Source organism: Peribacillus alkalitolerans, assembly GCF_010882125.1.
GTDB lineage: Bacteria > Bacillota > Bacilli > Bacillales > DSM-1321 > Bacillus_BN > Bacillus_BN alkalitolerans.
On sequence record NZ_JAAGVZ010000005.1, the window covers coordinates 40,440 to 55,967 of the forward strand.

The 15,528-nt window shown below is 36.3% G+C and carries 17 protein-coding genes; 2 read left to right on the plus strand and 15 right to left on the minus strand.

The features are described from left to right. Positions 1-7 precede the first annotated feature (7 nt). The 3 genes from G3O09_RS07625 to G3O09_RS07635 all read right to left on the minus strand — a co-directional run bounded on the left by G3O09_RS07625 (position 8) and on the right by G3O09_RS07635 (position 2,651). The gene (locus G3O09_RS07625) at positions 8-832 is read right to left on the minus strand and encodes an SGNH/GDSL hydrolase family protein (protein ID WP_163100907.1); all 825 of its coding nucleotides are present in this window, start codon (positions 830-832) and stop codon (positions 8-10) included. Positions 833-952: 120 nt separating this feature from the next. Further along, a complete protein-coding gene (locus G3O09_RS07630) occupies positions 953-1,537 on the minus strand; it encodes an SCO family protein (RefSeq protein WP_163100908.1) in 585 nt (194 codons plus the stop codon). 154 nt (positions 1,538-1,691) lie between these two features. Beyond that, positions 1,692-2,651 (minus strand): nucleoside hydrolase, encoded by a 960-nt coding sequence (locus G3O09_RS07635; protein ID WP_163100909.1) that lies wholly within the window; start codon positions 2,649-2,651, stop codon positions 1,692-1,694. Between the two features lie 168 nt (positions 2,652-2,819). Here G3O09_RS07635 and G3O09_RS07640 point away from each other — a divergent pair, with 168 nt between their 5' ends. Beyond that, on the plus strand, positions 2,820-3,341 hold the full coding sequence (locus tag G3O09_RS07640) for a PCYCGC motif-containing (lipo)protein (RefSeq protein ID WP_163100910.1): 522 nt from the start codon (positions 2,820-2,822) through the stop codon (positions 3,339-3,341). Between the two features lie 36 nt (positions 3,342-3,377). Here G3O09_RS07640 and G3O09_RS07645 read toward each other — a convergent pair whose 3' ends face one another. The 4 genes from G3O09_RS07645 to ilvA form a co-directional block, all read right to left on the minus strand. Then, complete coding sequence (locus G3O09_RS07645) at positions 3,378-3,629, minus strand: DUF2535 family protein (protein WP_163100911.1); 252 nt, start codon at positions 3,627-3,629, stop codon at positions 3,378-3,380. 382 nt (positions 3,630-4,011) lie between these two features. Beyond that, positions 4,012-4,764 (minus strand): twin-arginine translocase subunit TatC, encoded by a 753-nt coding sequence (gene tatC / locus G3O09_RS07650; protein WP_163100912.1) that lies wholly within the window; start codon positions 4,762-4,764, stop codon positions 4,012-4,014. A gap of 104 nt (positions 4,765-4,868) precedes the next feature. Then, positions 4,869-5,063, minus strand: coding sequence for a twin-arginine translocase TatA/TatE family subunit (locus G3O09_RS07655; RefSeq protein WP_163100913.1), 195 nt, complete (start codon positions 5,061-5,063; stop codon positions 4,869-4,871). A 175-nt stretch (positions 5,064-5,238) separates the two neighbouring features. Further along, positions 5,239-6,507, minus strand: a complete 1,269-nt coding sequence (ilvA, locus tag G3O09_RS07660; RefSeq protein ID WP_163100914.1) for a threonine ammonia-lyase IlvA — start codon at positions 6,505-6,507, stop codon at positions 5,239-5,241. A gap of 161 nt (positions 6,508-6,668) precedes the next feature. Between ilvA and G3O09_RS07665 the strand changes: the two genes are divergently transcribed. Further along, complete coding sequence (locus tag G3O09_RS07665) at positions 6,669-6,902, plus strand: hypothetical protein (RefSeq protein WP_163100915.1); 234 nt, start codon at positions 6,669-6,671, stop codon at positions 6,900-6,902. Positions 6,903-6,953: 51 nt separating this feature from the next. Here the strand turns inward: G3O09_RS07665 and G3O09_RS07670 are convergent, their stop codons facing one another. The 8 genes from G3O09_RS07670 to G3O09_RS07705 form a co-directional block, all read right to left on the minus strand. Next, the gene (locus G3O09_RS07670) at positions 6,954-7,439 is read right to left on the minus strand and encodes a dihydrofolate reductase (protein ID WP_163100916.1); all 486 of its coding nucleotides are present in this window, start codon (positions 7,437-7,439) and stop codon (positions 6,954-6,956) included. After that, complete coding sequence (locus G3O09_RS07675) at positions 7,436-8,230, minus strand: thymidylate synthase (RefSeq protein ID WP_163100917.1); 795 nt, start codon at positions 8,228-8,230, stop codon at positions 7,436-7,438. Before G3O09_RS07675 ends, G3O09_RS07670 begins: the two co-directional genes overlap by 4 nt. Positions 8,231-8,287: 57 nt before the next feature. Next, positions 8,288-9,034, minus strand: a complete 747-nt coding sequence (locus tag G3O09_RS07680) for an anthrax toxin lethal factor-related metalloendopeptidase (protein WP_240338375.1) — start codon at positions 9,032-9,034, stop codon at positions 8,288-8,290. Positions 9,035-9,778: 744 nt separating this feature from the next. Continuing rightward, positions 9,779-10,393: a YpjP family protein gene (locus tag G3O09_RS07685; protein WP_163100918.1), complete on the minus strand. Its 615-nt coding sequence runs from the start codon at positions 10,391-10,393 to the stop codon at positions 9,779-9,781. Between the two features lie 279 nt (positions 10,394-10,672). Continuing rightward, positions 10,673-11,458 carry a class I SAM-dependent methyltransferase gene (locus tag G3O09_RS07690; protein WP_163100919.1) on the minus strand — a complete coding sequence of 262 codons (786 nt, stop codon included), beginning with the start codon at positions 11,456-11,458 and terminating at the stop codon, positions 10,673-10,675. A gap of 72 nt (positions 11,459-11,530) precedes the next feature. Next, positions 11,531-11,965, minus strand: coding sequence for a BrxA/BrxB family bacilliredoxin (locus G3O09_RS07695; RefSeq protein ID WP_163100920.1), 435 nt, complete (start codon positions 11,963-11,965; stop codon positions 11,531-11,533). A 375-nt stretch (positions 11,966-12,340) separates the two neighbouring features. Further along, positions 12,341-14,056 (minus strand): dihydroxy-acid dehydratase, encoded by a 1,716-nt coding sequence (gene ilvD / locus G3O09_RS07700; RefSeq protein ID WP_163100921.1) that lies wholly within the window; start codon positions 14,054-14,056, stop codon positions 12,341-12,343. 327 nt (positions 14,057-14,383) lie between these two features. Beyond that, positions 14,384-15,517 (minus strand): conserved virulence factor C family protein, encoded by a 1,134-nt coding sequence (locus G3O09_RS07705; protein ID WP_163100922.1) that lies wholly within the window; start codon positions 15,515-15,517, stop codon positions 14,384-14,386. Positions 15,518-15,528 lie beyond the last annotated feature (11 nt).

The following is a 15,528-nucleotide window of genomic DNA, read 5'->3' on the forward strand; positions in this document are numbered from 1 at the left end:
TTTATTACTATTGAAGGGAATTGTATTCTTTAGCATAGTTTTTTACGGTTTCTTTTCTAAATTTAAAGTAAATTCTTTCTGCCATCAATTCATAACCCCGATCATTCGGATGGAAGTAATCCTCCTCAAATAGCAAGTTTTCATTTGAGTTATTGAATATATCCTGTATTTCAACATAATAAACATCATTATAATTGGATGCAATTAATTGAGTGGACGCATTCCAATCCTTCATGATAAAATCCAGTTCCTTCAATGTTACCATCCATTTTGAAAAAGGATTGTATAAACCTACAATATAAATATCTGCTTGAGGATTTAAATAGCGAATTTTATTCAGTATTTCGATTAGTTGTTTTTCGTAAACTTCCTTTTGTTCATCAAAATATTTTAATTTCAAATTCAAATAATGCTCCCTGACAACTTTCATTACATCATTTCCACCTATTGTAATGATTATGCTATCGGCATTTTTTACATCATCTTGTATTTTTTCATCGTTTAGTCTTTTTAATAATTGATCAGAACGATTACCCCTTACACCATAATTTGAAACTGAAACATCCCTTAATTGCTTTTCTTTCTTTAATAAATCTATTAAGTAGGATTGGTACCCTCCGGTTTTTTTACTATTTCCAACACCTTTGGTTAGAGAATCTCCTAATGAAACGATATGTACATCAAAAGGAATAAAATCGGAAGGAATATCATTTTTCACCGTAAGCTTAGTTTCTTTCTTGACGTGAAAAGTAGTTATTTTGCTTGGCGGTTGAATTAAGGAGCAACCTGAAAGCAAAAAAATGGACCCTATAAAAATTAATATTATCCTCATTATTCACACCTACCATCTCTTTAATTTCCTATAACGATAGGTTATTTAATTCATACTTTATTCATTAGCTTATCATTACATTATACATAAAAAAAAGAAAACAGACGGAAATCACGTCTGTTAGTAGTTTTGTAAAATCTTTATATGTTTTACAATTTCGTCCATAGGGATATCCGCTAGGCCTGTATAGTATTGAATAATTTTACCCTCTTGATCGACTAAATAAAAATCCGTTCCATGAATGACCTGATCATCTGATTCGGGTTTTTTCACAAATGCTTTAAAATCCTTTTGGGCAAATTTTTCTATTTCCGCTTGAGAATACCCAGTCAGGAAATGCCAGTTTGAAAAATCAGCATTGTATTTACTTCCATAGTCCTTAAGTATTTCAGGAGTGTCAGTTGCTGGATCAATGCTAAAAGAAACGAGTTCGACATCCTTGATCCCTTCATCTTTTAACTTTTGCTGCAACTTGGACATATTCGCAGTCATAGGCGGACAAACAGAAGTACAGTTTGTAAAAACAAAATCTGCAATCCATACCTTACCTTTTAGATCTTCTAATCCAACCTGTTCATTTTCTTGGTTTGTATATGTAAAATCATTTATTTGCCAATTTTTCGCATTCGGAACTCCCTTTGGGGTACAACCAACAATTAAAACCAAAACTAATAACATGGATATCATTGCTATCATTTTTTTCATAATCGAATCATCCTCAAACTTCCCTAATAAAAATGTTTTACTATCTCATCTTAACAAACTCAGCTTTTTATTAAAAGAAATCTGATAAGACTTCACAAACTAGACAAATTTACTGAAAAAAATCCAACATGAATCCATCCCCCCAAAGTAAAGGTCAGCACTTTCCCGTCAAAAAGGTTTGAACAAAAGAATTCACAAATTTCCAATATGAAAAATCCATACCAACATAGTGTGAAGGACTATTAATTTTTTCTTTTGTTTCCCTGAAATCACCAATACTTTGTCCAAAGGCTAAGCCAGTTTGTGTAACAATCGATACAGGAACTTGCTTGTACTTAATTTCTTGAGTATCGACTCCTGCCCACATAACAACAAGGTCATGAAGAGGAGCTCCTCCAATGGACGGTATCATATCCTTATAAGAAGAATAATAAAAGTCATACATAGGCTTTATCATCTGTCCTACTTTATCGCCTTTATTCTTGAATTCTTTGTCTAGCATATCAATAATATGTGGTGGAATGACCGCTTTCTGGGTGATATTTAAGGGGATAATTTTGATTGGTTTAGTAGATAGAGTAAGCACCAAATTCGCAGCAAATGGGTCTCCATGGAAATTCGCCTCAGCAACTGGGGTAACATTGCCTGGGTAGTTAAAGGCGCCTCCCATCACATAAATATCGGCTACTTTTTTCATCACTTCTGGAAAAAGAATAAATGCGGTTGCTAAGGATGTCAAACGTCCCACATTTACAAGGACGAGATCTGGATATTTTTCTATAATATTAATAATGTCATAGAAATTTTCAAAGTTATGATCAAAATTATTGTCTTCAGGTTTATATGGGCCCAATCCCTCTTGCCCATGAATTGTAGGATAAAATATGGGCTCATAGCCAGTAAGAGCTCTACCGGCTCCACCAATCACTTTTAAATCCTTTATCTTAGTCGCTTGAATTAAATAGTTAACATTACGAATCGCATCATCTTTTGACACGTTCCCATAGTCAGCCACGATTCCAATGACTTCTATATTTGGGCAGTATAATGCGTATAATAGTGCGATAATATCATCAATTCCAAAATCACCAAAGAATAATACTTTTCTACCCATATCACACCCCCATATAAATATATTGTTATTTAACAAACAATATGAAAATAATGGAAATTTAAGTATTTGTGTCTATTTTTTAACATTCTAGTTGTATGGACAATTCAAATGGGAAACTAACAGGCGTTATGATAAAATGGACAAGACTTTGACTTAGTAGGTGATTCCATGAGAAAGATTATATACCTAATATTTTGCTCGATAGTAATTTTGATTTTAATAGCAGGATGTAGCCAATCAACCCCTGAGGCGACTAAAGACAAACCAAATCACGTGGGTGAAGAACATAAGCATACTACCCACGCAGAAAATGGTGATCTACAGGAAACCACAGCTTCAATGGGTGTTGCACCGCAATTCCTAAACGGAAAGCCTGAAGATATGAAAACCATTTATTTAGCAGCTGCAAACAATAAGGACCTACTAGAACAGATCCCATGCTATTGTGGATGTGGTGATTCCGCAGGTCATAGGGATAATTATGATTGCTTCATTCATGAAAATAAAAAGGATGGAAAAGTGGTCTGGGACGACCATGGAACACGATGTGGTGTTTGCTTAGAGACTGCTGTTGAATCAATTTTACAATTAAAGAATGGAAAATCTGTTAAAGCGATCCGTAATTATATTGATGAAAAGTATAAAGAAGGTTTTGCAAAACCTACTCCTACACCAATGCCAAAAGGCTAAAATCAAAGAAAAACACCCCTTTTGGGGTGTTTTTCTTTAAGCATTATTTTTCAGCTCGGTTTCTTGAAATAGCTTTTCATAATGAGGCCACTTCATGGTTCTTCGCAAATATTCTTTAAATGAGTGTACTCTTGCTTTACCTTTGTCTAGATAAACGGATCGAATGAACAATTCCAATCTTGATGCAATCATAAATCGAAATGTACTATCTTCCTCCAATACAGGAATATCAATGACTTTAACCTTCTGTCCAACTTCGTTTTTGAACTCTAGGCTTTTAAATAGCAAGATATCAATCCTCTTTTTCCACCGTTTGTTTATATTATACACCAGAGTAAAGTCGGAACATGTCAAAATGTGCTCATTTTTATAAAAAATTTTTAATTATTAGGCTCTGTTAAACGGGAATGTTGATTTCCGTTCCAGACACTCGCTTTCCGAGGGCGACGGTGAGCCGTCTCGGCAGACTGCGCCTGTGGGGTTTCACCTGTCCCGCTGCTCCCGCAGGAGTCGAGCGCCTTTCACTCCAATCAACTTTGTGGATAAATCAACAATAAGTGCTGTTTATTAAAAAAAAATTCCTTTTTTGCAATTATATCAACAAAAAATATTGTTTAATCAAAGCCAATTAATAAAAAAGAGCCCTCCTTAAAAAAGGATGGCTCAAATTTCATTGATATTCTTCCAAATCATACTCTTCTGGATTTTCTGCTAACTTTTTCAGTCTACGCCTATAAACAAACTTCGAGAGAGTAATGCTTATTTCGTATAGTAATAATAGTGGAATAGTAACTAGAAAATCAGATACAAAATCTGGTGGAGTAATAATGACCGAAATGACTACCAATAAGAAATAAGCATATTTTCGTATTTGCTGCAGGAAATACGGATTGATGATTCCGATTGAAGTTAAAAACATGACTACTACTGGCAATTCAAACAAAATCGCAAATGGTAATGTCATATTCAATATGAACCGGAAATATTTCTCTGCAGTAAAATTAGCTACCATCATTTCCCCACTTAAACCCATTAAGAAATTCATAACGGTAGGGAAAATGACAAAATAACCAAAGCTTAGTCCTAGTACAAACAAGATGAATAAAGCTGGAATATAAGAAAGAGTGACTTTTCTTTCATTTGACCTAAGAGCAGGTCTAACGAATAACCAGATTTGTAGAGCAATAATAGGAATCGTTGCGGCTATTGCAATGACAGATGCTAACATAAAATAGACCCAAATGATGTCACTAGGTCCTAAAGCAATCAACTTTACATCAAGATCTTTTACAAACCAGTGATAAATATCTTCAACATATATGAATCCAACGGTAAAAAATGCGATAAATGCTAGAGCAGTTACGATGAGTCGTCTTCGTAATTCCTCTAAATGGTCGGTTAGGTTCAATTCTTTATCTTCCATTTTGTTCAGGCCTTTCCGTAAAGAGCATCTAATCACTTGATGCACGAATTACATAAAATCCAATAAAAAGGTGCAAGACGCTTTCATCTTACACCATAGTCTATTTATTTCGTAACTTTTGTCTTATCTTCTTCAAGTTCGTCCATAACTTCGCTCGTTAATCCACGAGTCGATTTTTTGAATTCACGAAGTGTCTCTCCAAAAGCACGGCCGATTTCAGGCAACTTTTTAGGTCCAAATATGATTAATGCTAGTACAAGAATTAAAATCAGACCAGGTACTCCGATGTTTGAAAACATGAGAACATCCCCTTCAAGTTGTATTAAAACAATACTACCTTCATAATAGTACTTTTCCACAAAATAATCGTCATTTTATGATATTGTTCATGGAAATTTCACATTTTATTTTCCTATCAAAAAAGGCAATGTCTAAGTCCAATACATTGTATCGTAATTTCACATTCAATGCCAGTCAAATCAATAAATTAAACAAACTACTATCTTTATTGACTTCTTTAAAGTGAAAGCCTTTCTTATTCATTCGAATGATCAGATCTTGGTAATCCTCCTTACTTTTCAGCTCAATCCCCACTAAAGCAGGTCCTGATTCTTTATTGTTCTTTTTAGTATATTCAAACCTTGTAATATCATCAGTAGGACCTAGAACTTCGTCCAGGAATTCTCTTAATGCACCAGCACGCTGAGGGAAATTAACAATAAAATAATACAACAGTCCCTCATAAAGCAATGATCGTTCCTTTATTTCTTGCATACGGTCAATATCGTTATTCCCACCACTAATGACACAAACAACCGTTTTACCTTTAATCTGTTCCTTGTAGACTTCCAATGCAGCAATGGAAAGCGCACCTGCAGGTTCAGCTACGATTGCATGCTCATTATAAAGCTCCAATATCGTTGTACACACTTTACCCTCTGGAACAACGATAACATCGTCCAATAATTTATTACATATTTCAAATGTAAGATGTCCTACACATTTTACCGCTGCACCATCAACGAATTTTTCGATTTCTGATAATGGGATCACTTCATCAGCTTCCATTGAAGTTTTCATGGACGGAGCACCGAGTGGCTCTACACCTACGCATTTTGTATTTGGAGAAATCGTTTTAAAATATGTGGAGAGGCCTGCCATCAATCCTCCACCACCGATTCCTGCAAACAGGAAATCTATCGGCTCTTCACTATCATTCAAAACTTCAACAGCAACAGTCCCTTGGCCAGATATTACCTTTTCATCATCAAAAGGATGAATGAATGTCCGATTTTCTTCTTCCGAACAAGCAAGTGCCATAGCGAACGAATCATCAAATGTATCCCCAGCAAGATGAATATCCACCATTCCTCTTCCGAACATTTGAACTTGATGCACCTTCTGCCTTGGGGTTGTAGCAGGCATATAAATTTTCCCTTGAATTCCTAACTGTCTACATGCAAACGCTACGCCTTGTGCATGATTTCCTGCACTCGCACATACAATCCCATTTGACAATTCTTCATTTGATAAACTCTTTATTTTATGGAATGCCCCTCTAAGCTTAAATGAACGGACATGCTGTAAATCTTCACGTTTTATGTAAACATTACATTGATATTTTTCTGATAATACATCATTTTTCTGAAGAGGAGTATGAGAAACGATTTCCTTCAGTTGTTGATAAGCAATCAGAATATCTTCCACTTGTACCCCTTTTTTTATATTAGTCATCTGACCCATAAAATCTCCCTCACCTTCCTCTATAATTTGTACATTATAACACGTTAATACAGTGATTCTATTTATTTTTCTAAAAATTAAAAAAAATTTAGGTAAAATGCTAAGTATTTTTTTCTTAAGCATATTAATATGATTTACTATCAGGAGTTTGGAGGTGCTGAATGGAAATTTCATTGTGTTCAGTAAACTGTGCATTGCCAATTGAAATTACCATCGATGAAGATAATGGCAGGTATATGATTCGCAAAAGTGATTCGAGCGGTGAATATTTTAATACTGCTACCGAACTAATATCGTGGATTCGTCAAAATATGAAGGAAGATGAATTTTGTACGAAGGAAGATTATTTATTTCTTCAAATTAAACTGTCTCAATATGAAGCTGGAAATTTTTAAATGAACAAAGAACCAGACCTATATTTGGCCTGGTTCTTTATTATCTAACTTTTATTTTTTATAGACTAAGAAAGTATGCGGATATAGATTTTTTTCGTCCGTTACACCTTTTTCTGATGAAACCAGAGTCCAAATATCCTCTTTTATTTCAGGGAAGAAAGTATCCCCTTCAAATGTAGCATGTATTTCTGTGATATATAAAATATCAACCTTATCCATCAGTAAGTTAAAGATTTCGGCCCCACCAATGACAAAATATTCTTCATTTGGATCCTTTTTAGCATAATCCATGAATTCTTCAACAGAATGAAAGACAATCCCACCCTCAACGGAATAATCATGATCTCTTGTTAGGATGATATTTTCACGACCCGGTAATAACCTACCAATCGATTCATAAGTCTTTCTTCCCATCACAACTGGATGTCCCATAGTGACCTTTTTAAAGTATTTCAAATCTGCAGGTAAATGCCAAGGAAGTTGATTATCCTTACCAATGACTCTATTTTCATCCATAGCTAGAATAAACGAAATCATACACTGACCTCTCCTTTAATATGGGGATGGGCGTTATAGTTTTCCAACTTAAAATCTTCAAAGGTAAAGGAAAAGATATCTTTTACCTCAGGATTGATTTTCATCACGGGCAAGCCAAATGGCTCTCTTTCTAACTGTAGATTTACTTGATCTACATGGTTATTGTAAATATGGACATCTCCCAACGTATGAATGAATTCACCAGCTTCTAGTCCACAAACCTGAGCTATCATCATCGTCAGAAGAGCATAGGATGCAATATTAAAAGGCACGCCTAGGAACACATCTGCTGAACGTTGATATAACTGGCATGATAACTTGCCGTCCGCTACATAGAATTGGAAGAATGCATGACATGGCGGCAATGCCATTTCATCTAATTCTCCAACATTCCATGCGCTAACGATCATTCTTCTAGAATCAGGATTATATTTGATTGAATGGATCACATCTGTAATTTGGTCAATGGTCTCTCCATTGGATTTTCCCCATGACCGCCATTGATGTCCATATATCTTGCCTAGATTTCCGTTCTCATCTGCCCATTCGTTCCAAATGCGCACTCCATTTTCTTTTAAATATTGGATGTTTGTGTCTCCGTTTAAAAACCAGAGAAGCTCATGAATAATAGCCTTCAAAGCTAATTTTTTAGTTGTCAGCAAAGGGAATCCCTTTTGAAGATCAAACCTCATTTGATATCCGAAGGTACTAATGGTTCCTGTTCCAGTACGATCATTTTTTTGTACACCATTCTCCAATACGTGTTTACATAAATCCAAATATTGTCTCAAAATATTCACACCTTTAATCGTTATCTTAGAATATCGTAAACTAACTTCTCGACAATATCAATTAAGGTTTTTAATGTAATTGTAAGTAAGAGGCGCACCGTTCTTTAATTCTTGGTTCGTAGTTTCATTTAAGTAATACATCGAAAACACTTCTGCAAAGTACTCTTCAGGGTATTTAATAAAATAATCACGCCCGTTGAAAAAGAGAGGTGCTTCTTTTTTCCAAATCCGGAGGAATTCCTCTTTGTAGCGAATATTATCATAAATTAACCGATCAATCGTATGGGCTAATTCGTGAAGCTCCAGGTTGACAGAGCCGTGGCCTTTACCCATTTCACTCGCTCCTATCTTCACGAATACAATTTTATTCCCTCCCATTCCAGGAACACGGTCCCATTTAACACCAGATTTTTTATATCCTCTTGGTTTGATTCCCGAAAGATGCGTAGCTTCCTTTTGCTCAGTCAGTGAGCCGTTGAATACTTTTATTTTTATTTCACGATCATTCAAACGTTTTAACATATTTGGTGGAAGATGACTAATCCTTGTAGCCATCCATTCTACTTCACTTGCATCGAATGATTCTTCTGGGAATAGAAATAGTTTCTGTAATGCAGGCTTCTCTTTGAATATTCCGTCTTTTTTCAACGCATGATTTAATGGTAGGGATCGGTATGTTTTACCGTCATGTGATGCAAAAATTGTTGTGTAGAATAGGAAAGCTACCATGCAAAATAGAATTAGCATCGTAACTTGAAATTTATTTATCTTCTTTCTTGAAGAAGCAACTTTAGTTTCAGCCATTCTATCTCACCTTCAAGTATAATTCTTGTTGTTTAACACATTTATATTCTCGTAGTCTATTAAAAAAAGTATATCATACGATTAGAATTTTTAATGGTGTTGCTTGCTTCCAATTTTATGCTTAAAATTCACGCTATTAAAATTTTAGATGAATTCTTAAACAACAATAGAAGATGGACATATCATATCTATAACACAATAATGGGTAGGTGTATTGATTTGAGAAAAGGGATCTATAAAACTCTCCAAGAACAAGATTTAGAGCTGGTCGAACAAGTAATGAATGTAATGGGAAATGAAATTTTTATTTTTCTTGATCTCTTTTTGTTTACAGTTTTACTTGGTGTGATCCTTTTTATTTCTAACCATACATGGGTTTACTTCCTGCTCATCCCATTTGGATTTTTTCTGATATTCACCTTTTTATATAAAATATTTAAACTATAAAATAGAAAATAATATTATGGGTTTTAAATCCATATAGGAATGCTAAAAAGATACCTCCCTAATCAAAGAATTAAGCATCCGAAACGGATGTTATTTTCTTTTTCATTGAAAGAAGTTAACTAAGAACAAGAGAAGTTGATTTCCTCTCAGGGCGAACGCCCCCTGGAAAGCAATCGCCTGGAGCGGCAATCAACCTATTCTCCTACAATACATATCAAAAATGACAAAAGGTATCGAGAGAGCATTCTCTCGATACCTTTTGTCGACAATCTGAAGCATCCGAAACGGATGCTTTTTTTAATGAAGTGTGCCAGTCCCCCATTTAGGAGGTGTATTTTTATCCCAATAGATTTTACCTAGATCATGGTGTTTTACATAGCCATCTTTCCTTAAGTGATAATGGAAGTTAAACCAATGGCCTTGCTGTGGAGGATTTTCCCTTCTTACGTGGAAACGTATTATGTCTTCACCAGATTTCATATTGTAAATATGGAATATTTTTTCTCCTGTTCCCCCTGCAGGCTTTTCTGAAATTGCCAATTCAGTTAAATCCTCTGCGTCATAACTAGCAGTTACATCAGAGATAGCCTCTTCCATTTTAGGAAGGATCACCTCTTTAAATTCATCTTGAATCTTTGGAGCGATTTTCTCTCCAAATTTTATGTAGGAAGTATTCTCAGCTTTTTCAATCATGGTCAGTAAAAATTGGTCCTTCGTAACCCCATGGTATCGAGTAAAAGAATGATCATTACCATCATGGACACTCTTTGATTCTTCTGCTGACTTTTTATTGGTGTTTTTATCTGCAGAGGCTTCCTCCAACCAGTGAAGCTCGGATGGGGTCACCATGCCAAATGTTAAAACAGATATCAATATTATTAGACTTTTTTTCATCCACTTAGAGAATTTCATATCCATGTACTCCCTTTTAAAACTTACACTTTTTTCTATTATACAAGCATTCATATTACTTTACGAAGAAAAACTGCAAAAGGTTTCAAAAAAACGGCCTTGGGTAATAATAAAATAATTAAGACTAGAATATCATTGATTTACCAATACATTTAAATTGGAGGCTGAGTTCATGGAATTTGGAACAATATTTGTTATTATTGGTTTTTTGTTACTAGTTTACTTTGTATATCTGTCATTCACGGATTAAGAAGGAAATCAATTCCTTCTTTTTTTTATTCAATGGCTTTCTTTTACATTAATAAAACCATAATGGAACAAGGCGGTTTTTCGAATGATTTGTTGAAAACCATGCCTTTTAAAACGAGGGCTTTGATAATGATCCTTCAGTACGACCCTAACCTTTGCAACCCTTAAAGCTTCATGGATTGATTCCGGTGTTAGATCGATAAATTCAGCCCATCCGGTTAACGGTCGAATTCCCTTAGATTCCTGGATTGTTTCGTTGAACATAGGATCAAAATAAACAACATCAAAACTGTTATCCTCTTGCTCTTTTAAGAAATCGTAATGGTTTGCATCGACTACACGTATCCTTTTCATAGAATCTGCTAATTGAATACCTTCTGAATCCCATGTTTTTAGTCCCCAATTTACTAAGTAGGCCATAAAAGGATTTGCTTCAACAGCTGACACGTGGCCAGCATTTCCAACTATATAACTTGCTACGATAGAATCCGAACCTAACCCCATCGTGCAATCTAACAAGGACATTCCCGATGAAAGACCCATCGCATCAAGCATCGGATCCACTTCCCCTTGCATTAGTCGCTTAATTCGAACAACAGCCATATTCGGATGGAAGAAAAAAGGCTCAGTATGGTCCCTGTTGTATAATTCGAATCGTTGCTTTCCAATCACAAGTACGTCATCTTGAAAACGTTCAATCATTGCTTTTACTGATTGTTTGTTCCGTTTTTGAAAACTGCATTGTAGATCCTTTGCGACTACCTTTGCAATATTCGTCCATTCCTCATTCGTTCTTCCTGCAGTAGTTACGATCATGTGATCCCTCGTTTTATTAAAATATGAAAAAGAAACGGTCATTCCTAGCACCGTTTCTAAAAAAAGACATATTTATTTATTGCTTTCAAATGCTTGTAAAAGGTTATTCATAATTTCTTCCATAGAATGTCCTTCAATATCATGACGAGGGATAAAATGAACCACTTTTTTTCCTTTCAAAATGGCCATTGAAGGAGAGGATGCCTCTAAACCTGTAAAATATTCACGCATTTTTGCAGTAGCTTCCTTATCTTGACCAGCAAAAACCGTTACAAGGTGGTCAGGTTCCTTTTCAGCTCGAATAACAGCTTGGGTAGCCGCAGGTCTTGCCAATCCTGCTGCACATCCACAAACAGAGTTTATAACTACCAAAGTCATACCTTCCGCACTTTCCATGAATGTTTCTACTTGTTCTGCGGTTGAAAGCTCCTTGAATCCTGCTTGAACTAATTCCTGCCTCATTGGTTGAACCATTTGTCTCATATAATCTTCATATGCCATTGACATTTATATCTCTCCATTCAAGTTCTATTCAGTATTGTAAGCATACTATATACCCTTTGACACTTTCAATAAATTCATACTTAAATAAAAGGCTCTGTTAAACGGAGCTGTTGCGTTCAGTTCTAGGCAATCGGTTTCCGCTGGGCGGGCGGTAAGCCTCCTCGACAAAATGCGCCTGTGGGTTCTCACCTGTCCCGCTGCTCCAGCAGGACATTGAATTTACTTCTTCGAATAAACACCGCACGAAGGAAAGGAGTCAAGCGCCTTCCACTCCAATCAACTAAGTGGATAAATCAACAATAGTTTTAACATAGTTAAATAAAAAAGAGGTGCCCGGTACCCTAATCATAAGGGAACTTGTTGACACCTCTTTACTTATTAATGGGCCTTAATTGGTTCTTTACTATTTACTTCTTCAAATAAATCGGTCACTGCTCCCTTAGAAGCACTGCTTACCAATCTAGCATATTTGGCAAGGGTACCCTTTGCCAAGAGCGGAGGGGCGCTCCAATTTTTCCTGCGTTTTTCCAAAACTTCCTCCGTTACATGGACCGTGAGAGATTGACTTACACTATCGACAGTAATTAAATCACCATTTTGGATAAAAGCAATGGGTCCTCCAACTTGAGCTTCCGGTGCAATGTGTCCAATTACAAGCCCATGAGTCCCTCCAGAGAAGCGTCCGTCTGTCAACAATGCCACCGATTCACCCAATCCTTTTCCTACAAGCATTCCTGATATGGAAAGCATTTCGGGCATACCCGGCCCACCTTTTGGCCCTTCATATCGGATTACTAAAACATCGCCTGCTTCGATTTCACCATTAAGTATTGCTTCTGTTGCACTTGGCTCATCATCAAATACCTTGGCAGGTCCTGTCATGGAAGATACTTTTAAGCCTGAAACTTTTGCAACCGCTCCTTCTGGCGCAAGATTTCCTTTTAATACCACCAATGGGCCCTGCTTTTTCAATGGCTCATTCACTGGATAAATAACTTTTTGCCCTTCAACTAAATCCGGCTGATTCATAAGGTTCTCTGCGAGCGTTTTTCCTGTAACAGTCAAGCAATCACCATTTAATAAGCCTTCTTTTAGCAAAAGCTTCATTACCGCAGAAACTCCTCCAGCTTCATGCAAATCCTGCATTACGTATTTTCCGCTTGGTTTTAAGTCTGCGATATGAGGTACTTTTTTCTGGATACGATCAAAATCCTCCAAAGATAAATCCACTTCAGCAGAATGTGCAATGGCCATTAAATGGAGGATTGCATTGGTAGATCCACCTAGGGTCATTACGACTGTAATGGCATTTTCAAATGCTTTTTTTGTTAAAATATCACGTGGGTAAATATCTTTTTCTAATAAATTGTAGACTGCTTTTCCTGCTAAATAGCAATCATCATGTTTTTCTGCAGTTTCAGCAGGATTGGATGAGCTACCAGGTAAACTCATTCCTAATGCTTCAATTGCGCTTGCCATTGTATTGGCAGTATACATTCCTCCGCATGAACCTGAACCTGGACAAGCGTGGCACTCTATTTTATGTAGCTCTTCTTTATCAATGCTACCTTGATTGTATTTTCCTACCCCTTCAAAAGCTGAAACGATATCAATATTTTGGTTATGTAATTTACCAGGCTTAATCGTTCCTCCATAGACAAAAACTGCAGGTAAATTCATTCTTGCAATCGCCATCATGCAGCCTGGCATATTTTTATCACAGCCCCCAATTGCCACAAAACCGTCCAGGCTTTCCCCACCAACTACGGTTTCAATTGAATCAGCTATCAAATCGCGACTCGGCAATGAATAGCGCATACCTTCAGTGCCCATAGAAATCCCATCTGAAACGGTGATTGTATTAAAGATCATTGGTGCGCCACCAGCATCCTTAGCTCCCTGCTTTGCCTTGCGAGCCAGTTCATCAATGTGAATATTACATGGCGTCACTTCGCTCCACGTACTTGCAACACCAATCATAGGCTTTTTGAAATCCTCATCGGTAAATCCTACAGCTCGCAACATGGCTCGATTAGGCGCCTTCGTTTCTCCTTCACTGATAACCTTACTTCGTAACCTTAGATCTTTAGCCATAAACTGATCGCCTCCATATTTTTATATTCCAATATAGAGTTTTTCTAAAGGAATTGCAATAATTTTCACAAAATTTAATTAATTTTACACAAATTCAAATTTCAGTGCTATTAAAACGTGGTGTTGGTAATTTTTGATAAATAATCAGCTACATTTACTTTCGAAAATATAAAATTACTTTCGAAAACATAAGATTTACTTTCAATTTTCACAAAATACATTCGAATGGGTTATTTTTACTTTCGAAATATCATTTTTACCGATTTTTCGACACGCGCAAATAAAAAAAGACCCAAAGCTCTAAAAAGGCCTTTGAGTCCCTCAACATTATTGATTTTCACGAAGTTCGGTCATTTGTTTCCAAATCGATCCTTTAGCTTCTTCACCCGTCTGAATTCTTTCGATAGCCATTTTAACCTGCATCGCTACTTCAAATTCCGGATCATTTTCAGCTTCTTTAAGAGCGGATAGTACTGACTCATCGCCTTCTTCATATAGAAACATCGCAGCTCGCCAACGTACTAACTTACTACTATCCTTTAAAGCAAGACTCATTTCGTTCATAGCCTCTTTAAACCCAAGGTCCGATAGGCAATCCCCTGCAGTCCTACGTACAGAAACAGATGAATCCTTCAGGGCTTTATAAAGTGCCTGCAGTACTGATGGATCTTTAATCATCCCAAGATATACAGTCGCCAATCTTCGAATTGATGCTTTTTCATCATCTAAAGCTTTTTCCAATAATGGAAGGTCTTCTAACTCTGGATCATCCATTTGCTCTAAAGCTTGATAACGAATTTTCCAGTCTTCATTATTTAATATTTCTGAGGATAGTTTTATCTTTTCACGCTTTTTAATAGTTTGTTGTTTTTGGTCAGAATCAAGAGCGACCTTTACTAATTCTTGCAATCTTTCAGTTGGATAAGCCGCAGAAATTTCCTCAACCACAGTATTTCCTACCTCATCCAAATTCCCATAACGAACTCCGTAGTCTTTCCATTGACGGAGTATTACCACATTATCTTCTGGGAGCCTTGCACCTGAAACGGCTGTAATGAAATATTCTGGCAACCCAACTCGAGCTTCCTGTTCACCATCATTCAATTTTATTTGCATAGGTATGCCTTTAAACATCTGTATATGTACAGATATTTCACCATAGTGGGACATTGGACCACCAGCAGCTTGATCCATATCAGAATCCCCTTCGCCAAAAACTTGACGAACAGAAGCCAAAATTTGCTTCCAATCAAACTTAGGATTACGTTCAATCGCTAAAAAGTCGGCTACATGATAGACTCCTTTAACACCTTCGATTTCCAATAAGGAACGGATATTGCTAGGTGCTTGATCCTTATTCGCAACTTTATAATTATTGCTCTTTCCAGCCGCAAGTTCTTCATCAAGTGTAATTTTCATTGTATTGGGACTTGGAGTAGGTTCAATAGAAACAATCTTCACATCTTCACTTC